Genomic DNA, 22,558 nt, shown 5'->3' on the forward strand with positions numbered 1-22,558 from the left:
CGATGGGCACCATCCCAAGCTGAAACAGTGTCACCATCGCGGGTTTCATCATCAGGCCGTTGCGCCATCCGCATCGGGGCGACGCTCAAACACCTTGTCAATCAAACCAAACTTGAGCGCTTCATCGGCCTCAAGGAAGGTATCGCGATCCATGGCGGCCTCGATCTCCTCAAGGCTCTTGCCGGTGAACTTCACGTAAAGATTGTTCATCCGGGCGCGGATGCGCAGGATTTCGCGGGCCTGAATCTCGATATCCGATGCCATGCCCTGAGCGCCGCCGCTGGGCTGGTGGATCATGATGCGCGCGTTGGGCAGAGCGATTCGCTGCCCCGGTTCGCCCGCCGCCAGCAGGAAGCTGCCCATCGAGCAGGCCTGACCGATGCACACGGTCGAAACCTTGGGCTTGATGTACTGCATCGTGTCATAGATCGACAGGCCCGCCGTCACCACGCCGCCGGGCGAGTTGATGTACATACTGATGTCCTTGGTCGGATTTTCCGATTCGAGGAACAGCAACTGGGCCACGATCACGCTGGCCATATGATCCTCGATCTGGCCGGTGACGAAAATGATGCGTTCGCGCAGCAGGCGCGAATAGATGTCAAAGCTGCGCTCGCCCCGGCTGGACTGTTCCACCACCACGGGGATCAACGCGCCCGTCACGGGATCAACACTGAATTTGCCCTGAGCATCGTTGCGTCCGAACAGATCGATCATGAAATTTCCTCTTTGTCTGCCACGCCTATGTCGCGTCTCGCGCCGCAATGTTCAAGTGGCTTAACCGCACCCTGGACGAAGAGGGACTGCTTTTGGGTTAATCTTCGCCCCCCGGCATGGCCGGTGGCCGACAAATTCGCCCGTCATTTTTGCCATTTGACCCAGATCAGGTTTGACCCGAGGTTTGGATATTATATGTATAACATACAAAATGCCGTCACAAACGGTCCGAACCGGAGAGGAAAAACATGGCTCATTTCCCCGACACCCGCAGCTTTACCGGCATTTTGCGCCCGGTCCGGCTGGAATGCGACATTCTGGACATGGAAATCGAGGGCGAAATCCCGGAATCGATGAACGGCACGTTTCACCGCGTGCATCCCGATTCGCAATTTCCCCCGAAATTTGCCGATGACCAGTTTTTCAATGGCGACGGCATGGTCAGCCTGTTCCGCTTTCGCGGCGGCAAGGTCGATTTCAAACAGCGCTATGCCCATACAGACAAGTTCAAGCTGGAGCGCGCCGCAGGCCGCGCCCTGTTCGGCGCCTATCGCAATCCGCTGACCGATGATGACGAGGTCAAGGGCCAGATCCGCTCGACCACCAACACCAATGTCATGGTCCATGCGGGCAAGCTCCTCGCGATGAAGGAAGATGGCCCCGCCCTTGTCATGGACCCGCTTACGCTGGAGACCGAAGGCTTCACCTTCTTCGACGGCAAGCTAAAGAACCAGACCTTTTCCGCCCATGGCAAGATTGATCCGGTCACCGGCAATTTCTGCAATTTCGGCTATGCCGCCACGGGCCTTTTGACGCGCGACTGCTCGTTCTTCGAAATCGACCCGCAGGGTAACGTCCTCTACGAGACCTTCTTCGAGGCGCCCTATTATTGCATGATGCACGATTATGCGATCACCGAGCATTACGCCGTGTTCCATATCGTACCCTCGACCAGCAATTGGGACCGACTGAAAGCGGGCCTGCCGCATTTCGGCTTTGACACCACGCTGCCGGTCTATCTGGGCATCCTGCCGCGCGGTCCGGGCGTTTCGGGCAAGGACATTCGCTGGTTCAAGGCGCCCAAAACAATCTTTGCCAGCCATGTGATGAATGCCTTTGAGGATGGCACGAAGATCCATTTCGACACGCCCGAGGCGGTCGGCAATTGCTTCCCCTTCTTCCCCGACATCCACGGCGCGCCGTTCGACCCGATCGCCGCCCGCCCCTTCCTCACCCGCTGGACGGTCGATCTGGCGTCAAAGTCGGATGAATTCCTCAAGGTCGAGCAGCTCTCGAACTGGATCGACGAATTCCCTCGTATCGACGAACGCTATGTCGGCCAGCCCTACGCCCACGGCTATATGCTGGTGATGGACCCGGAAATGCCGGTGGACTTCCCCGGCGCGCGCGCTTCGGGCTTCCGCATGAACCGCATCGGCCATATCGATCATGCCACCGGCGCGCAGGACAGCTGGTGGGCCGGGCCGCACTGCATGATCCAGGAGCCCTGCTTCGTCCCCCGCTCGCCCGATTCCCCCGAGGGTGACGGCTGGATCATCGCCGTGGTCGACAATCTGGTGACCAACTATTCCGATCTGGTGGTGCTGGACGCGCAAAGGCTGGAGGATGGGCCGGTGGGCCGCGCCAAGCTGCCTTTCCGCCTGAAATCGGGCCTGCACGGCAATTGGTGCGACGACCGCAAATATGCGACTTTTGCCTGAAGCATAAACGAAAAGGCCCGCCTCCCTATCCGGGAAGCGGGCCTTTCATCAGGCTGAAGCCAGCCGCTTATTCAGCAGCCGGTTCCTCGGCAGCCTTCTTCTTGGCCGGAGCCTTCTTCTTGGGAGCAGCTTCAGCCGCTTCCTCGCCCTCGGCAGCAGCCTTTTTCTTGGGCGCAGCCTTCTTCTTGGCGGCAGGCTTTTCTTCTTCGTGGCCGTGGTCGCAGTCGGGACCATGGACATGGCCAGCTTCGCCTTCTTCGGCTTCGATTGCGGCCTGCAGCTCTTCCTTGGTCACTTCGCGGGTCGTGACTTCGGCCTTGTCGAACAGGAAGTCGACAACCTTCTCTTCATAGAGCGGCGCGCGCAGCTGGGCGGCGACCATCGGTTCGGACTGAACGTATTCGACGAAGCGCTGACGGTCTTCCGGACGATACTGCTGCGCAGCCTGCGATACCAGCATCTGGAATTCCTGGGCGGTGATTTCCACGCCGTTGGCCTGGCCGATTTCCGACAGCAGGAGGCCGAGGCGCACACGACGCACGGCGATCTTGCGATAGTCTTCCTTCTCGGCTTCGATTTCGGCCAGAGCAGCAGCGGGGTCTTCCTCGCGCGCGGCTTCTTGGGTCAGCTGCTGCCAGATCTGGTTGAATTCGGCTTCGACCATGCTGGGCGGCACGTCGAATTCGGCTCCATCGGCCAGAATGTCGAGCAGCTGGCGCTTCATCTGGGTGCGGGTCTGACCTTCGGTCTCGCCTTCCAGCTGACCGCGCAGCAGGCCCTTGAGCTGATCCAGATCGGTCAGGCCCAGGCTCTTGGCAAATTCGTCGTCGATCACGGTTTCACCGGCAACCTTCACCGACTTGACGGTGATGTCGAAGGTGGCTTCCTTGCCGGCGAGGTGAGCGGCCTGATATTCCTCAGGGAAAGTCACGGTGATGACCTTCTCGTCGCCAACCTTGGCGCCGACGAGCTGTTCTTCAAAACCGGGGATGAAGCGACCGGCGCCGATTTCCAGCGCGGCATCTTCAGCCTTGCCGCCGTCGAATTCAACGCCGTCCAGCTTACCCACGAAGTCGATGATGAGCTGGTCGCCGGTTTCGGCTTCCTTGCCTTCTTCGGCGTCGCTGAAACGCTTGGCCGACGAGGCGATGCGGGTGACGGCTTCGTCAACGGCTTCGTCCTTGACCGGAACGACCAGCTTTTCCAGCTTAAGGCCCGACAGGTCGGGGGCCGAAATCACGGGCAGCACTTCGAGGCTGACGGTCAGCTCGGCGTCCTTGCCTTCTTCATAGCCTTCGCCCAGCGCGACATCGGGCTGCGTGGCGGGACGCAGAGCGTGGTCGGCGACCAGCTTGTCCAGCGCTTCGCGGATGGTCTGCGAGAGCACATCCTGATGAACCTGCGCGCCAAAGCGCTTCTTGACCAGATTCGCGGGCACCTTGCCGGGGCGGAAACCGGGCAGCTGCACCTGCGGAGCGATCTTGACGACCTCGCTCTCGATCTTTTCGGCAATGACGCCAGCCGGGATCGTCACGGTGAAGCCGCGCTTCAGACCCTCATTGGTGGTTTCGACAATCTGCATGATAATTCAACGCCTTCCCAACTCGCAACTGTCGCTTGCACGGGGCGGAAGACTGGTGCGGGCGAAGGGACTCGAACCCCCACATCTTACGATACTGGTACCTAAAACCAGCGCGTCTACCAATTCCGCCACGCCCGCATGAAGACGAAGCTACGTCAAATTCAGATGGGGGGCCTTAGAGAGCTTGGACCAAAAGGGCAAGCGCCCAAACGCAGATCGCGCGTAAACCGCGTATCGGCGCGCCCTATTGCCGCGTTCAAAGCCCTTAACCGGCAATTTTTACCGTCCAGCAACGGGCGAGAAACGCGCCAAGCCTACCTGCGATCAGGCCTGAGACAACAAACCATACAGGCCGATACGCAGGAGGTGACCATGCTTGACATATTGATGGCGGCAGCCGCGCTGGCCGGGGCCGCCACCCATTCCGAAACGCTTTCCTATCGGGACCGCGCGATAGACCTGCATTACCGCGCCCATGTCGAATTGCGCACCGAGGCTCGGGGCGTTCATGCGCCCACTCGCGGCCACGAACGCTCATGCCACTGGCAGGCGCAACTGATTGTCGAAAGGCGGCTGGGCGACGGGGCCTTTGCCACCCGGCTGCCGGTGGTCAAAAAGGCGAATGGCACGCTGCATGGCCCCTGCGATGACGACAGCCGCCATGTGCAACAGGCGGCAGGCCGCGCTCTGGGCGATATCAACCATGCGCTGCGCGAGGCGGCCCGTCAGGACCGCCCCACCGTTCTGGCCGAAATAGAAGCGGCCCATCCCCGCTCCACCCGGTAAGCGCTAGAGAGCCAGCCAGCGGGCCAGAACCATCAGCCACGAGCGGGTCTGGCCCATCTGGCCGGCCCCAGAGTGATCAACAACGCCCGCCTCGCACTCCAGACAATAGGCCTGCGCCCCGCGCACCGCCATCAACCGCTGCACCCCGACCACTGCCGAGGCGAGACGCGCCCGTTGGCGCTGGGTCACCATGCCGACCCAATCGAGGGCGGCATCATCCTCACTGCCCGCTTCATTATCCTGCGCGCCGAACTGGCGCAGGATCTGGTCAACCGGGCCGACCTCATCGCCCAGCCAGACCGTATGCCAAGCGCCATCCTTGATCCCGGCGCGCCCTGCCGCATCGGCAAGCGCCGCATCCAGCCCGCCGAACCCATCGACCAGCCCGATCTGACGCGCGGTGCCGCCATCCCAGACGCGGCCCTGCGCGATCCGGTCCACTTCGTCGGGCGTTTTCTTGCGCGAGGCGGCGACCAGACCGACAAAGCGGCCATAGCCCGACTCAATATTCGCCTGTAAAATCTGCTCGATCTCCGGCGTCAGCCCGGTCAACACATCGGGCTGCCCGGCCAAAGGCCCGGTGCGCACACCATCGCCCTTGACGCCCCAGCCCTCCAGCGCGCGCTCGAAACTGGGGATCACGGCAAAGATGCCGATCGACCCCGTAATCGTACCGGGCTGGGCAAAGATTTTGGCGCCCGAGGTCGAGACCCAATAGCCCCCGCTGGCCGCGACATTGGCCATCGAGATCACCACCGGCACCCCGCGCGCCTTTTGCCGCAGGATCGCGGCGCGAATGGCCTCCGATCCCGTTACCGACCCGCCCGGCGAATCCACCCGGACCACCAGCGCGGCCAGCTTCTGCGTCGAGGCCGCATCAATCAGCTTGGCGATCCGCTCGCCCCCGGCGCTGCCGGGACCTGCCTTGCCATCGGTGATTTCGCCCGCCACCGTCACCACGCCGATGGCGCGGCCATCCTTTTTGACCGGATGGCCCGCCAGCCATGCCGCCAACGTCGTATGGGCAAAACTGCCCGGAGCGGGGACTTCATCGCCCGCTTTGTCCTCGCCCGCAATCTTGGCAATCGCATCGCCCCATTCGGCGCGCGTGCCGATCTTGTCCACCAGCCCCGCCGCCAGCGAGGCCTTGGCCGCATCCCCGCCTGAGGCCTTGAACCACCCCACCGGATCGGCCACCACCTTATCGACCTGCGCCTTGGGGCGGGCCTTGAGCACATTCTCGCGCCATTGGGCAAAGATCGTGTCGAGCAGCGCTTTGCGCGCCTCACGCGAGGGTTCGGACATCGAATCTCGAATATAAGGCTCGACGAAATCCTTGTACGTCCCCACCCGGAACACATGCGCCGAGATTTTCAGCCGTTCCAGCAGCTTGGCGAAATAGAGATTCTGTCCGCCCAGCCCTTCGACATAGGCGCCGCCCAGCGGGTCGATCCAGATCTCACTGGCATGGGATGCGATCAGCAACCCGCGATCCCCCAGCATCGTGCCATAGACCAGCACCGGCTTCTTCGCCTTGCGCACCACATCCATCGCATCGCCGATTTCAACGGCATGGACAAAGCCCGCGCCGCCGAATTTGCTCATGTCGATGGCCACGGCCTTGATCTTTTCATCGGTGGCCGCCCCGCGCAGCGCGCGAATCACGTCGCGCTCGCGCAGTTCCGGGTCGCCCACATTGCCCGTCAGCACACTTTGCAGATCGGTCTTTTGCAATTCCTCGACCACCGCGCCCTTCATCTCGATGAGCAGTGCCCCTTCACGCAATTGTGGGGCCGCAGGCCGGGCCGAGAGCGCGGCGTACAGCCCGCCGAAAAACAGCAGCAGCAAGGCCAGCACCAGCCCATCCTTGATCGCCACCAGCAGGCGCCACACCGATTTTGCAAAAGCCATGTCTTCTCCGTCGTCTTGCCCCACCCTACGAAGGATTTGCCCAACAGAGAAGTGGACAAAGCATCCCTTTCCTCTTGAGCCGGGCAGGGCACAGGTTTAGAGCGCTCTCTTCAATGACATCAGCAAACTCCTCCAGCCGGAGCCGCTACCCTGCGGGCTCTCTGGCCTTCCCGCACCGTGGGCTGCTCGGTCTTGCCGGCCTTGCCCCGCATGAGATCCTCTTTCTGCTCGACGAAGCGGAGCAATGGGTGGAGCTGAACCGTCAGCCGACCAAGCGGGTCGATCACCTGCGCGGACTGACCATCATCAACGCCTTTTACGAAAATTCGACGCGCACGCTGCTGTCGTTTGAAATCGCGGGCAAACGCCTTGGCGCCGATGTGGTCAATATGTCGGTGGGCCAGTCAAGCGTAAAGAAGGGCGAGACGCTGATCGACACGGCCATGACGCTCAACGCCATGCGCGCCGATGCGATCGTGATCCGCCATGCCAGCTCGGGCGCGGTGCGGTTGATCGCGGAAAAGGTTGATTGCCCGGTGCTGAACGCGGGCGATGGCCAGCATGAGCATCCCACGCAAGGTTTGCTGGACGCGCTGACCATCAAGCGGGCCAAGGGCGAGTTTGTCGGCCTGAAAGTCGTGATCTGCGGCGATATTCTGCACAGCCGCGTGGCGCGCTCGAACATTCTGGCGTTGACGGCTCTTGGTGCCGATGTGCGCGTATGTGCGCCGCCCGCGCTGATGCCCGCCGATATCGAGCGGATGCGCGTGACGCCCTATCATGACTTTGACGCCGCGCTGAAAGACGCCGATGTCGTCATGATGCTGCGCCTGCAAAACGAGCGCATGACCGGCCAGTTCATCCCCTCGCCGCGCGAATATCGCCATCTTTACGGCCTTTCGGTGGAGCGTCTAGCGCGGGCGGCCGGGGACGCCATCGTCATGCATCCCGGCCCGATGAACCGGGGCGTGGAAATCGACTCCAACGTGGCCGACCTGCCAGGGCGCAGCCTGATTACGACGCAGGTGGAAATGGGCGTGGCGATGCGGATGGCCTGTCTGGAAGTGTTGACTCGAAAAGCGCGCAAGCTGGAGGGCTGGCAATGAAACAGGCAGCTCTGACCATCACCAACGGCCTGATCGTGGGCCGCGAGGGTGCGCCGGTTGCGGGCGGCATCCGCTGCGACGGCGACCGGATCGTTGCCATCGGCACCGATGTCTTGCCGCAGGAAGGCGACCGGGTTGAAGATGCGCGCGGCAGGTTGATCGCGCCGGGTCTGGTCGATCTGGGCGTGTTTGCGATTGATAAGCCCGCGCTGCATTTCGGCGGGATCACCCGCGCGGCGCTGATGCCCGATCAGAACCCACCGCTCGATCGCTCCTCGACGGTGCGCTATGCGGCGCAAAGCGGCAAGCCCGACCTCTGGGTCCATCCGCTTGCCGCCGCCACGCGCGGGCTGGAGGGCAGCGACATCGCGGAAATCGCCCTGATGCGCGATGCGGGCGCCAAGGCGGTGGCCACCGGGCGCCACTGGATCGCCGATTCGGGTACGATGCTGCGCCTGTTGCGCTATTGCGCGATGCTGGGGCTGACCGTGATCGCCCATGCCGAGGACAGCGGCCTGACCGGCAATGCTGTTGCCACGGCCAGCGAAATGGCGACCCGCCTTGGCCTGCCCAGCGCCCCGGTGGAAGCCGAGGCGCTGGCGGTGGCGCGCGATATTGCTCTGGCCGAAATGGCGGGGGCGAAACTGCATTTCCGCCAGATCACCACGCGCGGCGCGCTGGACCTGATCCGGGCGGCGCAAAAACGCGGTGTGGCGGTGTCGGCAGGCGTGACGCCGGCGCACTTCATGCTGTCCGACACGGCTCTGGCCGATTTCCGCACCTTTTGCCGCTTCTCGCCCCCCTTGCGCCGTGAGGACGACCGCAAGGCCGTGATTGAGGCGATCGGTGATGGCACGATCAGCGTGATCACCAGCGGCCACGATCCGCGCGGGCCGGAAGACAAGCGCCTGCCCTTTGCCGATGCCGAACCGGGCATGGCGGGGGCCGAAACGCTGCTGCCGCTGACCATGAATCTGGTGCGCGACGAGGTGATCGACATAGCCGCCGCCTTCCGCCTGCTGGCCACCAATCCTGCCGGGCTGCTGGGCGTGGACGCAGGCGCGCTGGAAGTCGACCTCCAGGCCGACATCGCCATCATCGACGCGGATCGCCCCTGGATTGTCTCTTCGGACAAGATGGCGGCGGCTGCGGGCAATACCCCGTTTGACGGTCAGGGCGTACAGGGCCGGGTTCTGGCACTGTGGAAGGGCGGCATGAAGGTCGGTTAAACCGCGATTTCGGCCTGTCTGGCCCCCAGCGCGCTTATCGCGTCATCGGGGGCCAGACGGACCTGAAGCCCGCGCTGCCCGCCGTTGATATAGATACTGTCCCATTCCTGCGCGCTGGCGTCGATCACCACGGGAACCTTGCGGGTCTGGCCAAAGGGGCTGATGCCGCCGATCTTATAGCCGGTGATCCGCTCGGCATCGGCCGGTTTCATCATCACCGCCTGTTTGACACCCAGCGCAGCGGCGGCCTTTTTCATCGCCACCTCGCGGTCGCTCGGTGCAATCACGCAGGCCGGTTTGCCATCGGCCAGCACCATAAGCGTCTTGAACACCCGCCCCGCCGGTTCGCCAAGAGCCGTCGCAGCGGCCTGTCCGATGCTGTCGGCGTCGGGGTCGTAATCATAGGTGTGCAGCGTGTAAGTCACACCTGAGCGGTCGAGAAATTGCGTTGCGCGCGTTGCCTTGGCCATCGGGCATCTCCTTGGCCCTTGGCTCTATCCGTCCGCCAAACCTTTGACCAGATGCTAAAATTCGTTCCAGTCATCGCCCACGGCCCGCGCAAGGCCGGATGAGCGCTGATGCGCCTCGGACGCGGGGCGCGCGCGCGCCTCAGACACCGGGCGGGGTCGGTGCAGCGTGGATTGGCGGCGGAAGGGCACCGGATCATCGCTGCGCTCGCGCCGAACCGCCGCATCGCGGGTGCGGAAACCGGATACCAGTTGCGCCAGTTTCTCGGCCTCCTGCGAGAGATTGCGGGTGGATGTCGTCGATTGCTGAACCATCGCGGCATTTTGCTGGGTCATGCGATCCATATCGCCCACCGCATCATTGACCACCCGAATATTGGTCGCCTGCCGCTGCGAACTCTCGGCAATTTCCTCGATCAGCCCGCTGATTTCCGAGACTTTGGTCACGATCCCCTGCAAACGCTCGCCTGTGCGCCCGACCAGATCGACGCCCGCCTCGACCTGAGTGGAGGAATTGTGGATCAGGCTCTTGATGTCGCGCGCGGCGTCGGCAGTGCGCTGGGCCAAAGCGCGAACCTCACTGGCCACCACAGCAAAGCCGCGCCCCGCCTCGCCCGCGCGTGCGGCCTCGACCCCGGCGTTGAGCGCGAGCAGATTGGTCTGAAAGGCGATGGAATCGATCACATTGATGATCTGGCCGATCTGCTGCGAGGATCGTTCGATGGCAGCCATCGCCTCAACCGCATGGGAAACGACATCGCCGCCATCGCTGGCCTGACGGTGGGCCTCCTGCGTGGCGGCGCGCACCACGGCGGCAGTCCGGGCTGAGGCCTGAACCGTTTCGGACACCGCGCGCAACGAGGCGGCGGTTTCCTCAAGGCTGGCCGCCTGAGTCTCGTTCCTGCCGGCCAGATCATCGGCGGCGGCCTTGATTTCCCTGACCGAGCGCATCACCCCGCCCGCCCCCACGCGAACCGTGCCCAGCGCATCCATCAGCGAGGAAACAGAATGGTTGTAATTCCGGCGCAGGGCCTCGTATTCGGGAGGAAAGGCATCGTGCAGGCGATGCTCCAGATCCTTGGCTGCCAACTGGGTGAGCGCGCCGCTCAACGCATCGACCACCTGTTTCTGTTCGACCTGCGCCTGTTTCTGGGCAAGACCGGCCTGACGGAAGACCTCCATGGCCTGTGCCATGATGCCGATTTCATCGCCGCGCTCGCGTCCTTCGGCCTCAAAGGAATAGTCGCCCTGAGCCATGCGCCCCATCGCCTGCGCGGTGACATGCAGCGGCGAGACGATGCCTTGGTCGATGAACCGGCGCGCCATTACAATCGCCCCCACCACCAGCGCCATCATCATACCGACCAGAGCCAATGCCCCAACCACCAGCGGGTCGTCGAAACGATGCTCCGCCTCGCGGAAATCGGCGGACATTTTAACCAGCCGCAGGATAGCCTCATGCTGCTTGGCATAGGCCGGGGCCAGTTCCTCATCATAGACCCGGCGCATCGCGGCCTCGTCGCCTATGCGAGCCGCCGGGGCAAAGCGGGCGTTCAGCGCGCTCCAGAAAGCATCGGCATGGGTCTGGCTCTGTTTGAGAACGTCAAGTTGATCGGCCGGGATCGGCGCGGTCTGCCAATAGGCCTTGCGCGCCAGATAGTCCTTTTCCAGCGTGGCCAGATTTTGCAGATGCAGCCCTGCCTGTTCGGGATGGAGCATGGCCTGCGAGGCCTCAAGGCAGGGTTCGACAACATAGGCGGGCGGCGGCAGGATATCGGCCACCAATTCGTCCTGCAGCGCATATTTGCGATAGATCGGCCCGCCATAGCGGATCTCGAAAATCGCGGCCGCCGACAAGGCAATGGCAAGGCCCACGATGGCAAAGATCAGCCGACTGCCGATTCTAGCCTTGTCACCGATCATGCCGTTTCAATCCCGCTGCCTGCACCCGATTGCACAGTAGCAAGGAGTGGTTGGCGCGGCGTAGCGCCCCTCCCTGTTGAAATACCTATCGCCGGGCCAGACCGCGCGCGGGAACAGGAAAGCGGCAGGTCCGCGCGCGAAAACCCTTGCTTTGGGGGCGGATTTCGCTAAGGGCCGCATCTTCTGAAAGTGCGGATTCGCAGCCCGCGCACATGATATGCGAAGAAAGCCGGAGGGGCCCCGCAATCGTGCGGACAAGCCAGCGATCGGTTAACGGATGAAAAGGAAGCTGCCGTGGCTCTCTATGAGCACGTGTTCCTGGCTCGCCAGGATCTGAGCCAAGCGCAGGTTGATGCGCTTGCCGCCACCGCCACCGAGATCATTGAAACCAACGGGGGCAAGGTCACCAAGACCGAAACCTGGGGTCTCAAGAACCTCGCCTACAAGATCAAGCGCAACCGCAAGGCTCACTTTGTGATGCTGAACGTTGAAGCCCCCGCCGGCGTCACCGCCGAGCTGGAGCGCCAGATCGGCATCAACGAAGACATCATCCGTTTCATCACCGTTCGCGTTGATGAACTGGAAGCTGGCCCGTCGGTCCAGATGCGCAAGAACGATCGCGAGCGCAGCCGTCGCCGCGAACGCGAGGAGGCTTGATCCATGGCTCGTGCATTTTTCCGTCGCCGCAAGAGCTGCCCCTTCTCGGGCAAGAACGCTCCCAAGATCGACTATAAGGACATCCGCCTGCTTCAGGGCTTCATGTCCGAACGTGGCAAGATCGTTCCCAGCCGCATCACCGCCGTTTCCGCCAAGAAGCAGCGCGAACTGGGCCAGGCGATCAAGCGCGCCCGCCATCTGGGCCTGCTGCCCTATCTCGTGAAGTAAGGGAGAAAATCCATGCAGATCATTCTCCTCGAGCGTATCGAGAAGCTGGGCCATATCGGTGACGTTGTCACCGTGAAGGACGGTTACGCCCGTAACTTCCTGCTGCCCAACAAGAAGGCGCTGCGCGCCAACGAAGCCAACCGCAAGGTGTTCGAAGCCCAGCGCGCCGACATCGAAAAGCGCAACGCTGAAGCCAAGGCTGCGGCCGAAGCCCAGTCGGGCGACGTCGAGGGCAAGAGCGTGGTTCTGATCCGCGCCGCCTCGAACGCCGGCCATCTGTATGGCTCGGTTTCGGTGCGCGACATCGCTGATGGCCTGAACGCCGATGGCGCCAAGGTGACCAAGGCGATGATCGTTCTGGAACGCCCGATCAAGTCGATCGGCATATACGACGTTCGCGTTGCTCTGCATCCCGAAGTGTCGGTGACCGTCAAGGTGAACGTTGCCCGTTCGCCCGACGAAGCCGAACTCCAGGCCCAAGGCGTCAACGTCTCGGAAGCGCTGTTCGACAACGCTGTGGGTGGCTTCACCGAAGCTTATGACCCGAATGCAGAACCCGGCGAAATCCCGGCGGAACTGCTGGAAGGCGAAGCGGAAGCCGAATAATCGGTTTTCGCGGGTCTTCGGACTCGAAAGAATCGGGGGGGCGTGGGAAACCGCGCCCCCTTTTCTGTGCGTTACTTCTTGATGCGCAGGAAACGCGCGGCATTGTTGTACAGAATATCGCGCTTCTGTTCCGGCGTCAGATAGTCAGCGTTCTGGATTATGCCGATCGAATAGGCCATCAGGCCCGGCCAGAGCAGTTGATCGGTGCCGTACATTACGCGGTCGCCAAATCCGCCCTCGACAAGACGCTGGATATAGCGGTTCACTTCCTTGCGCGGATAAGACCAGATCAGCCCGGCGATATCGACATAGACATGGCTGTTGGCCTGAAGCAGCGTCAGCATGTTTTCGGCCATGGGATAACCGGCATGCATGACCTGCACCCGCAGCTTGGGATGGCGGGCCAGCAGTTCCTCAAGCAGCAGCGGATTGCCCATCGAGCCGCGGAAGGTCGGACGCGAGACATTCGAGCGCCCCGAACCGCCGGTGCCCATATGGATGGCAACCGGGATATCCAGCTTTTCGGCCAGAGCGAAATAAGGTTCAGCGCGCATGTCGCTGGGCGAAATGCCTTCATATTGCAGGCCGATCTCGCCCATCACCTTGAAACCGTCCTTGGTGAAAGCAACCTCGAGGCGCTTGAGCTGATCGGCCTGATCGGGGGTCGTTACGCTCTTGAAGGCCGTACCGGGGATCACACGCTCGGGCGCGGCGGCCTGCCATTTCTTCACCTCAGCCGGATCGCCGAAGAACACGCCGGTCACATTCAACCGCTTCATCTCGGCCAGCACCTCGGGCATATATTGCCCCTTGGCCGCAGGATAGAGGCGCGGCGTGCAATCCTCCTTCGACCAGCCGAAGGGCGCCTCCGGCCCGTCGGCGGGGTCCGAGGCGAGGAAACGGTCGGCATTGGGGCACATCGGCATGCCCCCGCTGGCAAATTCCCCGGCATGCATATGAACGTCGATCACCGGGCCGGGGTCGCCTGCGGCGTTCTGGGCCATGGCCGAACCAATCATGAAAACGTTACCAAGCATGGATGCGGTTAAAGCGGCTCGCAGGCCCGTCTTGCGCATTCTCTCTCTCCCATGGGATGAAATGTCGGGGCGCCTTCCCTGTCTTGCGCCCGCATCGTCATCCTTGCGCGCCAAACTTACGCCGTCAAGTCAGCCATTTCTTCGCCCCCTCTTGCGGCGCTGCGCCAGTGCGATAGTTTTACCGCCATGAACACAGAGCAAATCATCACCCAATTGAGCGCCATCTATGATGCCGCCGTCGCCACATTACGGTCCGATATCGCGGATTTTGCCGAAAAGGGCACGATCCCGCCCGCCGCGCGGATCGCTGAAAATGCGTGGTGTTATCCTGAATTGCGGGTCCATTATTCGGGACGCGAGACCCATCCCGACTCCAGTCGCGCGTTTGGCCGCCTCAATGACGCAGGCTCCTATGCCACCACCGTCACCAAGCCCCATCTGTTTGCGGGCTATCTTGAGGAGCAATTGCTGACGCTGGCCGAGGATTATGAAATCACGGTCGAGGTTGCCCGATCGAATCAGCAGATCCCCTTTCCCTATGTGCTGGATGCCACCAACGCGACCTCGGCTCGCCCATGGGAATTGGCGCAACATTTCCCGACCACCGAACTGGCGCTGATCGGCGATGAATTGTCCGATGGGCTGGTCGATATGGGGCAGGACGGACAGGTCATGCCGCTGGCCCTGTTCGACGGGCTGCGCACCGATTTCAGCCTCGCCCGCCTGGCCCATTACACCGGCACCAGCCCCAGCCATTTCCAGCGCTATGTGCTGTTCACCAATTATCACCGCTATGTCGACGAATTCGTCGATTGGGCAGGCCAGCAATTGGGCGAGAACGGCTATACGGCGCTGTCGGGCGCGGGCGGGCTGTATCTGACCCAGAAGCATGAAAATGCGCGTGTCCTGCTCTCTGACACGGCCTGGCGGCGGCATCAGATGCCCGCCTATCACCTGATCGGTCCGAACCGCAGCGGGATCACCCTCGTCAATATCGGTGTCGGTCCATCGAACGCGAAAACCATCTGCGATCACCTTGCCGTGCTGCGCCCGGAGGCATGGCTGATGATCGGCCATTGCGGCGGGCTGCGCGATACACAGAAGATCGGCGACTATGTGCTGGCCCATGCCTATCTGCGCGACGATCACGTGCTCGACCCGGTCTTGCCGCCCGAGATCCCCATCCCCGCCATTGCGGAAGTACAGCGGGCGCTTGAACATGCAGCCGAGATCATTTCCGGCCAGACCGGCGCGAACCTGAAGAAACGCTTGCGCACCGGCACAGTGGTGACGACCGATGACCGCAACTGGGAGTTACGCTACACGCTCTCGGCCCAGCGTTTCAGCCTGAGCCGAGCCGTCGGCATCGACATGGAGAGCGCCACTATCGCCGCCCAGGGTTATCGCTTTCGCGTTCCCTATGGCACGCTGCTCTGCGTGTCGGACAAGCCGCTGCATGGGGAGATCAAGCTGCCGGGTCAGGCCAACCGCTTCTATGAGGAAGCCATCGCGGCGCATCTGGCCATCGGCACCACCACCGTCGATCTGTTGCGCGCCGAAGGGCAGCGCCTGCATTCGCGCAAGCTGCGCGCTTTCCGCGAGCCGCCGTTCCGCTGATCGCCGCCTCGATGGGCATATAAAAAGGGCTGCGGCATCTCTGCCGCAGCCCTTTTCAATTCACGACCCGCAAGAGTCGATGAGGATTATTCCTCACCTTCATCCGCAGTCAGAACCGGACCCGAGTCCTGGCCCTTAGCGGCCACGTCACGGTCAACCAGTTCGATGATCGCCAGCGGCGCAGCGTCCGATGCACGGATGCCGGCCTTGATCACGCGGGTGTAGCCACCGTTGCGATCCGAATAGCGCGAAGCCAGAACGTCGAACAGCTTAACCAGCTGAGCATCGTCCTGCAGGCGGGCGTGCGCCAAACGACGGTTCGAAAGACCGCCACGCTTAGCCAGCGTGATCAGCTTTTCGAGGTAGGGGCGCAGTTCCTTAGCCTTGGGAACAGTGGTCAGGATCTGCTCATGCTTGATGAGCGAAGCCGACAGGTTGCGCAGCAGCGACTGGCGGTGCTGGCTGGTGCGGTTCAGCTTACGCTGGCCGTACTTATGACGCATTGCATATTCCTTCGCGTTCGTAGGGGGGCCGTTTCAGGTACCCCGATCCAGGCGACATTTTACGGCTGCCGCCAGAACCGTTTGGCGGGGCCGGTTTCCCAGCCCCGCCGAAACTTTTAGCCCAGCAGCTCCTGTTCGAGCTTCTTGGCCATTTCCTCGATATTCTCAGGCGGCCAACCGGGGATATCCATCCCCAGACGCAAACCCATCGAAGAGAGCACTTCCTTGATCTCGTTGAGCGACTTGCGGCCGAAATTCGGCGTGCGCAGCATCTCGGCTTCGGTCTTCTGGACCAGATCGCCGATGTAGATGATGTTGTCGTTCTTGAGACAGTTGGCCGAGCGGACCGACAGTTCCAGCTCGTCGACCTTCTTGAGAAGGTAGCGGTTGAGCTGGTTGGTGTCGCCCTCTTCCGGAGCAGCAGCAGCAATGCCGCCAATCATCGGAGCCGCGCCAACCGGAGCGATGTCCTCGAAATGGACGAACAGAGCCAGCTGGTCCTGCAGAATGCGCGCGGCATAGGCCACCGCGTCTTCAGGAGCCACCGTGCCGTCGGTTTCCACCGAAAGGCTCAGCTTGTCATAGTCCAGTTCCTGACCGATACGCGCATTGTCAACCTTGTAGCTGACCTGACGCACCGGCGAGTAAAGCGAGTCGACCGGAATGAGACCAATCGGTGCATCAATCGGACGGTTCTGCACCGCCGGCACATAGCCCTTGCCGCTGTCTGCGGTCAGTTCCATGTTCAGCGTTGCACCTTCGTCGAGGTGGCAAATCACGAGGTCCTTGTTCATAACCTCGATATCGCCCGTCACTGCAATATCGCCAGCGCGCACTTCGCCCGGACCGGTGGCCGAGAGCTGCAAGCGCTTCGGACCTTCGCCCTGCATCTTGAGCGCGATCTGCTTCACGTTCAGCACGATGTCGGTAACGTCTTCACGCACACCGGCCAGCGAGCTGAACTCATGCAGCACGTTCTCGATCTTGATCGAGGTGATCGCGGCGCCCTGCAGAGAAGAAAGCAGGACGCGACGCAGCGCATTGCCCAGCGTCAGACCGAAACCGCGTTCCAGCGGTTCGGCGACGAAGGTCGCGCGGCGCTTGGGGTCGTTCCCCGGCTTGACTTCGAGGCTGTTGGGCTTCTTCAGTTCCTGCCAGTTCTTGATGTTGACAGTCATGGACTTCCCCTGATTTCTCTACTGGCGGGAACGACCACGGCGCTCCCGCACGATGCGGGCCGCGGTCGATCCTTGTGGCTGCGCAGACGGTCAAACACCGCCCGCGCAAGCACGATCAGACGCGGCGACGCTTCGAAGGCCGCACACCGTTGTGCGGGATCGGGGTCACATCGCGAATCGAGGTGATGGTGAAGCCGACAGCCTGCAGCGCGCGCAGAGCGCTTTCGCGGCCCGAACCGGGGCCCTTGACTTCGACTTCCAGGGTGCGCACGCCGTGTTCGGCGGCCTTCTTGCCGGCGTCATCCGCAGCCACCTGAGCGGCATACGGGGTCGACTTGCGGCTGCCCTTGAAGCCCATCATGCCCGCGCTGGACCAGCTGATCGCATTGCCCTGAGCGTCGGTGATGGTCACCATCGTGTTGTTGAAGCTGGCATTGACATGCGCAATGCCGCTCGAAATATTCTTACGTTCCCGCTTGCGAAGGCGCTGGGGTTCACGTGCCATGGGATCTTATCCTCGTCTTCCGGTCAAACAGATGAAGCTAGCGGGAACCGCTTACTTCTTCTTACCAGCGATGGGCTTGGCCTTACCCTTGCGGGTGCGGGCGTTGGTGTGGGTGCGCTGGCCGCGAACGGGCAGGCCCTTACGGTGACGCAGGCCGCGATAGCAGGCCAGATCCATCAGACGCTTGATGTTCATCGCGGTTTCGCGACGAAGATCGCCTTCCACGGTGTGTTCGGCGTCAATGGTTTCACGGATGTGCAAGACTTCAGCGTCCGACAGATCCTGAACGCGACGGCTATGGTCGATGCCCAGCTTGTCGGCGATCTGCTTGGCCTTGAACGAGCCGATACCATGAATGTAAGTCAGCGCGATGATCACGCGCTTGTTGGTGGGGATATTAACCCCGGCAATACGAGCCACTCTTTTCTCCATGCTCCACAGGGGTATGCGGAAGGGCCGCCTCCGACGAAGCAACAGGCCACACACCCCCATCTCAACGCTTTTTCACAATGACAAAGTCAGATCGCCTTGACGGCAAAAAAGCCCGACCGGTGCACAATCATGCGTGCCTCCTGCCGGACTGACCCGTTTTCGACATGTGAAGAGCGCGCCTAGACCGATTCGCCCGACAAGTCAACGCGAGCGATCAAATTTTTGCGGAAAGGTAAACCGGAATTTTCGGCCCCCTCCACGCTGCGCTCCAAACGGCAAAATCCGCCCTGACCGGCCTGCTGACCGGCCAGGGCGAGAATAACCTTATGCGATAATCCGTTCGATCGCATCGGTGACATGGCCCAGTTCGGCCATGCCATTGACGCGAGAAACAATGCCGCGCGCCTCATAGATCGGCAGGATCGGCGCGGTCTTGGCGCGATATTCGGCCATGCGCGTGCGCACCGTTTCCTCATTGTCGTCAGGACGACGCTTGAATTCAGTGCCGTTGCACTTGTCGCATACGCCAAAGGCCTTGGGCTGCTCGAACTTGTCGTGATAGCCCTTGCCGCAATTGGCGCAGGTAAAGCGGCCCGTGATACGCTCGACCAGCGCATCTTCATCAACGTCCAGCTCGATCACATGATCCAGCTTGCGGCCACGCTCACCCAGAATGGCGTCCAGCGATTCGGCCTGCGCAGCAGTGCGCGGATAGCCGTCGAAAATCGCACCCGCTTCCGGCCCCATACTGTCCAGCTCTTCGCCGATCAGTGCCGAAACAATCGCGTCGGAAACCAGTTCGCCGCGCTCCATCACCGCCTTGGCCTCAAGGCCGACGGGCGTGCCCGCCTTGACGGCCGCACGCAGCATGTCGCCGGTCGAAAGCTGGCGGAAGCCATGACGCTCAACGAGGCGTTGGGCCTGGGTGCCCTTACCGGCTCCCGGCGGTCCAAGCAGAATGATATTCACCGGTCTCTCCCCTCCGTTCAGACCATCGAAGCGGCGCGCGTTAGCGCATCCGCCCCTTGAGTTTCGCCTTCTTGATCAGATCACCATATTGGTGAGCCAACAGATGCGACTGGATCTGGGTGATGGTATCGACGGTCACGTTCACCACGATCAGCAAACTCGTGCCGCCGGCCACCACCAGCCGCAGCCCGGTTTGCTCCATGAAGAACTCGGGCACAACACATACTATGGTAATATAGGCAGCGCCGATTACCGTGATTCGCGTCAGAACATAGTCGAGATAGGTCGAAGTGTTCTTGCCCGGACGGATGCCCGGAATGAAGCCGCCGTTGCGCTTGAGATTGTCGGCCGTCTCTTCCGGATTGAACACCACAGCGGTGTAGAAGAAGCAGAAGAACACGATGCCCAGCGCGTAAAGCGCCATATACAGCGGCTTGCCGTGGCCCAGATACTGGTTGAGCGTGACAATCACATAGCCCAGCGTCGAATCGGGCGCGACCGACTTGCCGGCAAATTGCGTGATGGTCAGCGGCAGCAGCAGCAGCGAGCTTGCAAAGATCGGCGGGATCACGCCCGCAGTATTGATCTTGAGCGGCAAGTGGCTGCGATCTGCCTGCATCATGCCGTTCTGAGTCGCCCGCTTGGGATACTGGATCAACAGGCGGCGAGTGGCGCGCTCCATAAAGCTGATGAACAGGATCATGCCGACCACCAGCGCCACCATCGCAAAGATGGTCAGGCCGTTGACCGACCCCGAACGCCCACCTTCAAACAGCTGGATGAAGAATTGCGGCATCTGGGCCACAATACCGGCCATGATGATCAGCGAGGTGCCGTTGCCGATACCGCGGCTGGTGATCTGTTCGCCCAGCCACAGCAGGAACATCGTCCCGCCGATCAGCGAAATCACCGCGCAGACGCGGAACAGCATGCCCGGAATAACCACAGCCTGAAGCCCGGCGGAAGTGCCGTAAGCCTCAAGACCCGAAGCGATCGCCCAGCCCTGAATAGCCGTCAGCAGCACCGCGCCATAACGCGTCCACTGGTTCAGCTTCTTGCGCCCGCTCTCGCCTTCCTTCTTCAGCGAGGCCAGCGCCGGATGCAGTGAAGCAGCAAGCTGCACGACAATCGAGGCCGTGATATAGGGCATGACGCCAAGCGCGATGAGGCTCATGCGCTCAAGGCTGCCGCCCGAGAAAGTGTTGAAAATGTCGAGAATGCCACCCTGCGTCTTGGCGTAAAGCTGCTGGAGCACCAGCGGATTGACGCCCGGAAGCGGGACAAAGCTCAGAAAACGAAAGACAATCAGCGCCCCGACGGTGAACCAGATGCGGCTCTTGAGTTCCGTCGCCTTGTTAAAATTGGCGAGACTGAGTGTACTGGCGATATTATCGGCGCGCGATGCCATAGGATTGCTCAAACCCTGACCCTGGCCGCCAAAATGGGCGGCGGACCTTTACCCATAGGTGGGAAAGGATAAGGACTGCGGGCGGGGATACAACCCCCGCCCGCAAGCCCAAACCAAATTACTCGGCAGCTTCAGCCACGGCCGGCACTTCGACCGAACCGCCAGCAGCTTCGACAGCCGACTTGGCACCGGCCGACACGCCGGCAACCTTGAAGCTGACCTTGGCGCTGAACACGCCCTTGCCGAGCAGACGCACGCCGTCCTTGCCGCCACGAGCCAGACCGGCGCCCTTGAGCGCAGCGTGATCCACAACAGCCGAGATGTCGAGCTTGCCGGCGTCGATCGCCTTCTGGACCATGCCCAGGTTCACTTCAGCATAGTCCTTGCCAAACGGGTTGTTGAAACCACGCTTCGGCAGACGCATGTGAAGCGGCATCTGACCGCCTTCGAAGCCATTGATCGACACGCCCGAACGCGCCTTGGCACCCTTCTGACCGCGACCAGAGGTCTTGCCCTTGCCCGAACCGATGCCGCGGCCGACGCGGATACGACGGTGGCGGGCGCCAGCATTGTCACGGATATCATTCAACTTGGTCATATTCTGCACTCGCTTTCGCTTTTATCGCGCTTGATGGAAGGCGCGCCCTTAGGCGAAATGCGCCGCCCTGTCACCCTTTTTCCGCGTCGCGCCCCGCTCCGGACTATTGTGCTGCAAGATCCGTCAGTTGCCGAAGGTCGCACACATTCAGGCAAGCGAACATTGACACCAGTACGGCCCGGCACCCACAATCGGGACGTCCACCATCTCCATGATGTCAGGCAAGCATGGTCTATGGCGCAGCACGAGGACCAGCGCGTTACCGCAATTATTCCGGCCTCGCTAATCTATGCAAGCGCACTTTATTCATACAGAACCGCAAACAAGCTAGGTGCGATCAACTGGAATGTCCACGTCCAGCCACCCAGACATTCATGCCTACCCCCTCCCTCATCAGGCCCCAGCAAATGGCCACAAGAAAAGGCCCCGGATCACTCCGAGGCCTTGTCCTGTGCTTCAACCTGAAAGCCCGGGGTCGATCAGTCGACCACGGCCACCAGATGGGGCAGCTTGGCGATCGTGCCGCGAACTTCCGGGGTATCCGTCAGTTCGACAACACGATTCATCTTGTTGAGGCCCAGACCGATCAGCATCTTGCGCTGAGCTTCGGGGCGACGGATCGGCGAACCGATCTGCTTGATCTTGATGGTTGCCATTGCGCTTACTCCGTAATCGCAGCGGCAGCAGCTTCAAGCTGCGCCTCAGAGTGGTGATGCCCATCGCGGTTCAGCAGGTCGGTGACCTTCTTGCCGCGACGCTGCGCCACCGACTTCGGGCTCGACTGGTTGGTCAGAGCGTCGAAAGTGGCGCGGATCATGTTGTAGGGGTTCGAGGTGCCGACCGACTTGGTCACCACGTCATGAACGCCCAGGCTTTCGAAGACAGCGCGCATCGGGCCGCCAGCGATGATGCCCGTACCGGCCGGGGCCGAACGCACGCTCACCTTGCCAGCGCCGAAATGGCCCTTGCCGTCGTGGTGAAGGGTGCGCGCTTCCTTGAGGGGAACGCGAACCATCTTCTTCTTGGCCGAGGCAGTCGCCTTGGTGATGGCTTCAGGCACTTCGCGAGCCTTGCCATGACCAAAGCCAACGCGGCCCTTGCCATCGCCGACCACGACGAGAGCAGCAAAGCCAAAGCGCTTACCGCCCTTCACGGTCTTGCTGACGCGGTTGATGTGAACGAGCTTTTCAATCAGCTCTTCACCCTGTTCCTCGTCATTCTTGCCGCGACGGTCATCGCGGCGACCACGACCGCGGCCTTCGCCACGCTCGCCATCACGTCCGCGACCACGACCACGACGACCTTCACGCTCGTTGCCCTCGGGAGCGGCTTCGGCGCCGACAACGGCACCGGTTTCAAGGTTGGTTTCGTCAGCCAT

General features: G+C 61.8%; 23 protein-coding genes and 1 tRNA gene. 8 read left to right on the forward strand and 16 right to left on the reverse strand.

What is annotated here, in order from left to right; translation table 11 throughout:
- Positions 1–51: 51 nt before the first annotated feature.
- Complete coding sequence (gene clpP / locus FHW92_RS13540; protein WP_168603796.1) at positions 52–717, reverse strand: ATP-dependent Clp endopeptidase proteolytic subunit ClpP; 666 nt, start codon at positions 715–717, stop codon at positions 52–54.
- 248 nt (positions 718–965) lie between these two features.
- On the opposite strand from clpP, the gene FHW92_RS13545 reads away from it, so the two are divergent.
- Positions 966–2,438 (forward strand): carotenoid oxygenase family protein, encoded by a 1,473-nt coding sequence (locus tag FHW92_RS13545; protein ID WP_168603797.1) that lies wholly within the window; start codon positions 966–968, stop codon positions 2,436–2,438.
- 67 nt (positions 2,439–2,505) lie between these two features.
- Here FHW92_RS13545 and tig read toward each other — a convergent pair whose 3' ends face one another.
- Positions 2,506–4,020: a trigger factor gene (gene tig, locus FHW92_RS13550; RefSeq protein WP_168603798.1), complete on the reverse strand. Its 1,515-nt coding sequence runs from the start codon at positions 4,018–4,020 to the stop codon at positions 2,506–2,508.
- Between the two features lie 53 nt (positions 4,021–4,073).
- Positions 4,074–4,158: transfer RNA gene (locus tag FHW92_RS13555), tRNA-Leu, on the reverse strand.
- Between the two features lie 234 nt (positions 4,159–4,392).
- On the opposite strand from FHW92_RS13555, the gene FHW92_RS13560 reads away from it, so the two are divergent.
- Complete coding sequence (locus FHW92_RS13560; protein WP_168603799.1) at positions 4,393–4,806, forward strand: hypothetical protein; 414 nt, start codon at positions 4,393–4,395, stop codon at positions 4,804–4,806.
- 3 nt (positions 4,807–4,809) lie between these two features.
- On the opposite strand, the gene sppA is transcribed toward FHW92_RS13560, so the two are convergent.
- Complete coding sequence (sppA, locus tag FHW92_RS13565) at positions 4,810–6,717, reverse strand: signal peptide peptidase SppA (RefSeq protein ID WP_168603800.1); 1,908 nt, start codon at positions 6,715–6,717, stop codon at positions 4,810–4,812.
- A 113-nt stretch (positions 6,718–6,830) separates the two neighbouring features.
- Here sppA and FHW92_RS13570 point away from each other — a divergent pair, with 113 nt between their 5' ends.
- On the forward strand, positions 6,831–7,823 hold the full coding sequence (locus FHW92_RS13570; RefSeq protein ID WP_168603801.1) for an aspartate carbamoyltransferase catalytic subunit: 993 nt from the start codon (positions 6,831–6,833) through the stop codon (positions 7,821–7,823).
- Positions 7,820–9,052, forward strand: a complete 1,233-nt coding sequence (locus FHW92_RS13575) for a dihydroorotase (RefSeq protein ID WP_168603802.1) — start codon at positions 7,820–7,822, stop codon at positions 9,050–9,052. The genes FHW92_RS13570 and FHW92_RS13575 overlap by 4 nt, the downstream gene beginning before the upstream one ends.
- Here FHW92_RS13575 and ybaK read toward each other — a convergent pair.
- Positions 9,049–9,522, reverse strand: a complete 474-nt coding sequence (ybaK, locus tag FHW92_RS13580; protein ID WP_168603803.1) for a Cys-tRNA(Pro) deacylase — start codon at positions 9,520–9,522, stop codon at positions 9,049–9,051. The genes FHW92_RS13575 and ybaK overlap by 4 nt on opposite strands.
- Positions 9,523–9,576: 54 nt before the next feature.
- Positions 9,577–11,442 (reverse strand): HAMP domain-containing methyl-accepting chemotaxis protein, encoded by a 1,866-nt coding sequence (locus FHW92_RS13585; RefSeq protein ID WP_168603804.1) that lies wholly within the window; start codon positions 11,440–11,442, stop codon positions 9,577–9,579.
- Between the two features lie 294 nt (positions 11,443–11,736).
- Here FHW92_RS13585 and rpsF point away from each other — a divergent pair, with 294 nt between their 5' ends.
- From rpsF to rplI, 3 genes are read left to right on the forward strand one after another with little or no spacing between them, the layout of a single operon-like run.
- Entirely contained in the window at positions 11,737–12,099 is a 363-nt protein-coding gene (rpsF, locus tag FHW92_RS13590; protein WP_168603805.1) for a 30S ribosomal protein S6, read from the forward strand.
- Between the two features lie 3 nt (positions 12,100–12,102).
- Complete coding sequence (rpsR, locus tag FHW92_RS13595; protein WP_127710389.1) at positions 12,103–12,327, forward strand: 30S ribosomal protein S18; 225 nt, start codon at positions 12,103–12,105, stop codon at positions 12,325–12,327.
- Between the two features lie 12 nt (positions 12,328–12,339).
- Positions 12,340–12,933 carry a 50S ribosomal protein L9 gene (gene rplI / locus FHW92_RS13600; protein WP_168603806.1) on the forward strand — a complete coding sequence of 198 codons (594 nt, stop codon included), beginning with the start codon at positions 12,340–12,342 and terminating at the stop codon, positions 12,931–12,933.
- Between the two features lie 71 nt (positions 12,934–13,004).
- Here rplI and FHW92_RS13605 read toward each other — a convergent pair whose 3' ends face one another.
- Complete coding sequence (locus FHW92_RS13605) at positions 13,005–13,970, reverse strand: amidohydrolase family protein (protein ID WP_210428494.1); 966 nt, start codon at positions 13,968–13,970, stop codon at positions 13,005–13,007.
- Between the two features lie 186 nt (positions 13,971–14,156).
- Here FHW92_RS13605 and FHW92_RS13610 point away from each other — a divergent pair, with 186 nt between their 5' ends.
- Positions 14,157–15,587: an AMP nucleosidase gene (locus tag FHW92_RS13610; RefSeq protein WP_168603808.1), complete on the forward strand. Its 1,431-nt coding sequence runs from the start codon at positions 14,157–14,159 to the stop codon at positions 15,585–15,587.
- Between the two features lie 86 nt (positions 15,588–15,673).
- On the opposite strand, the gene rplQ is transcribed toward FHW92_RS13610, so the two are convergent.
- The 9 genes from rplQ to rpsE form a co-directional block, all read right to left on the reverse strand.
- On the reverse strand, positions 15,674–16,090 hold the full coding sequence (gene rplQ / locus FHW92_RS13615; protein ID WP_168603809.1) for a 50S ribosomal protein L17: 417 nt from the start codon (positions 16,088–16,090) through the stop codon (positions 15,674–15,676).
- A 116-nt stretch (positions 16,091–16,206) separates the two neighbouring features.
- A complete protein-coding gene (locus FHW92_RS13620; RefSeq protein ID WP_168603810.1) occupies positions 16,207–17,268 on the reverse strand; it encodes a DNA-directed RNA polymerase subunit alpha in 1,062 nt (353 codons plus the stop codon).
- A 115-nt stretch (positions 17,269–17,383) separates the two neighbouring features.
- Positions 17,384–17,773 carry a 30S ribosomal protein S11 gene (gene rpsK / locus FHW92_RS13625; RefSeq protein ID WP_168603811.1) on the reverse strand — a complete coding sequence of 130 codons (390 nt, stop codon included), beginning with the start codon at positions 17,771–17,773 and terminating at the stop codon, positions 17,384–17,386.
- Between the two features lie 51 nt (positions 17,774–17,824).
- A complete protein-coding gene (rpsM, locus tag FHW92_RS13630) occupies positions 17,825–18,193 on the reverse strand; it encodes a 30S ribosomal protein S13 (RefSeq protein ID WP_168603812.1) in 369 nt (122 codons plus the stop codon).
- 336 nt (positions 18,194–18,529) lie between these two features.
- The gene (locus tag FHW92_RS13635; RefSeq protein ID WP_168603813.1) at positions 18,530–19,174 is read right to left on the reverse strand and encodes an adenylate kinase; all 645 of its coding nucleotides are present in this window, start codon (positions 19,172–19,174) and stop codon (positions 18,530–18,532) included.
- Positions 19,175–19,214: 40 nt separating this feature from the next.
- Entirely contained in the window at positions 19,215–20,582 is a 1,368-nt protein-coding gene (secY, locus tag FHW92_RS13640) for a preprotein translocase subunit SecY (RefSeq protein WP_168604092.1), read from the reverse strand.
- A 118-nt stretch (positions 20,583–20,700) separates the two neighbouring features.
- On the reverse strand, positions 20,701–21,180 hold the full coding sequence (gene rplO, locus FHW92_RS13645) for a 50S ribosomal protein L15 (protein ID WP_168603814.1): 480 nt from the start codon (positions 21,178–21,180) through the stop codon (positions 20,701–20,703).
- A gap of 479 nt (positions 21,181–21,659) precedes the next feature.
- Positions 21,660–21,836 (reverse strand): 50S ribosomal protein L30, encoded by a 177-nt coding sequence (gene rpmD, locus FHW92_RS13650; RefSeq protein WP_168603815.1) that lies wholly within the window; start codon positions 21,834–21,836, stop codon positions 21,660–21,662.
- 5 nt (positions 21,837–21,841) lie between these two features.
- Positions 21,842–22,558: a 30S ribosomal protein S5 gene (gene rpsE / locus FHW92_RS13655; RefSeq protein ID WP_168603816.1), complete on the reverse strand. Its 717-nt coding sequence runs from the start codon at positions 22,556–22,558 to the stop codon at positions 21,842–21,844.

It is taken from the genome of Novosphingobium sp. SG707 (assembly GCF_012275515.1).
Classification (GTDB): domain Bacteria; phylum Pseudomonadota; class Alphaproteobacteria; order Sphingomonadales; family Sphingomonadaceae; genus Novosphingobium.

Excerpts from the sequence above, each read along its gene's own strand:
- clpP (WP_168603796.1), bottom strand. The coding sequence starts at position 717 with ATGATCGATCTGTTCGGACGCAACGATGCTCAGGGCAAATTCAGTGTT.
- FHW92_RS13545 (WP_168603797.1), top strand. The coding sequence starts at position 966 with ATGGCTCATTTCCCCGACACCCGCAGCTTTACCGGCATTTTGCGCCCG.
- tig (WP_168603798.1), bottom strand. The coding sequence starts at position 4,020 with ATGCAGATTGTCGAAACCACCAATGAGGGTCTGAAGCGCGGCTTCACC.
- FHW92_RS13560 (WP_168603799.1), top strand. The coding sequence starts at position 4,393 with ATGCTTGACATATTGATGGCGGCAGCCGCGCTGGCCGGGGCCGCCACC.
- sppA (WP_168603800.1), bottom strand. The coding sequence starts at position 6,717 with ATGGCTTTTGCAAAATCGGTGTGGCGCCTGCTGGTGGCGATCAAGGAT.
- FHW92_RS13570 (WP_168603801.1), top strand. The coding sequence starts at position 6,831 with ATGACATCAGCAAACTCCTCCAGCCGGAGCCGCTACCCTGCGGGCTCT.
- FHW92_RS13575 (WP_168603802.1), top strand. The coding sequence starts at position 7,820 with ATGAAACAGGCAGCTCTGACCATCACCAACGGCCTGATCGTGGGCCGC.
- ybaK (WP_168603803.1), bottom strand. The coding sequence starts at position 9,522 with ATGGCCAAGGCAACGCGCGCAACGCAATTTCTCGACCGCTCAGGTGTG.
- FHW92_RS13585 (WP_168603804.1), bottom strand. The coding sequence starts at position 11,442 with ATGATCGGTGACAAGGCTAGAATCGGCAGTCGGCTGATCTTTGCCATC.
- rpsR (WP_127710389.1), top strand. The coding sequence starts at position 12,103 with ATGGCTCGTGCATTTTTCCGTCGCCGCAAGAGCTGCCCCTTCTCGGGC.
- rplI (WP_168603806.1), top strand. The coding sequence starts at position 12,340 with ATGCAGATCATTCTCCTCGAGCGTATCGAGAAGCTGGGCCATATCGGT.
- FHW92_RS13605 (WP_210428494.1), bottom strand. The coding sequence starts at position 13,970 with ATGCTTGGTAACGTTTTCATGATTGGTTCGGCCATGGCCCAGAACGCC.
- FHW92_RS13610 (WP_168603808.1), top strand. The coding sequence starts at position 14,157 with ATGAACACAGAGCAAATCATCACCCAATTGAGCGCCATCTATGATGCC.
- rplQ (WP_168603809.1), bottom strand. The coding sequence starts at position 16,090 with ATGCGTCATAAGTACGGCCAGCGTAAGCTGAACCGCACCAGCCAGCAC.
- FHW92_RS13620 (WP_168603810.1), bottom strand. The coding sequence starts at position 17,268 with ATGACTGTCAACATCAAGAACTGGCAGGAACTGAAGAAGCCCAACAGC.
- rpsK (WP_168603811.1), bottom strand. The coding sequence starts at position 17,773 with ATGGCACGTGAACCCCAGCGCCTTCGCAAGCGGGAACGTAAGAATATT.
- secY (WP_168604092.1), bottom strand. The coding sequence starts at position 20,582 with ATGGCATCGCGCGCCGATAATATCGCCAGTACACTCAGTCTCGCCAAT.
- rplO (WP_168603814.1), bottom strand. The coding sequence starts at position 21,180 with ATGACCAAGTTGAATGATATCCGTGACAATGCTGGCGCCCGCCACCGT.
- rpmD (WP_168603815.1), bottom strand. The coding sequence starts at position 21,836 with ATGGCAACCATCAAGATCAAGCAGATCGGTTCGCCGATCCGTCGCCCC.
- rpsE (WP_168603816.1), bottom strand. The coding sequence starts at position 22,558 with ATGGCTGACGAAACCAACCTTGAAACCGGTGCCGTTGTCGGCGCCGAA.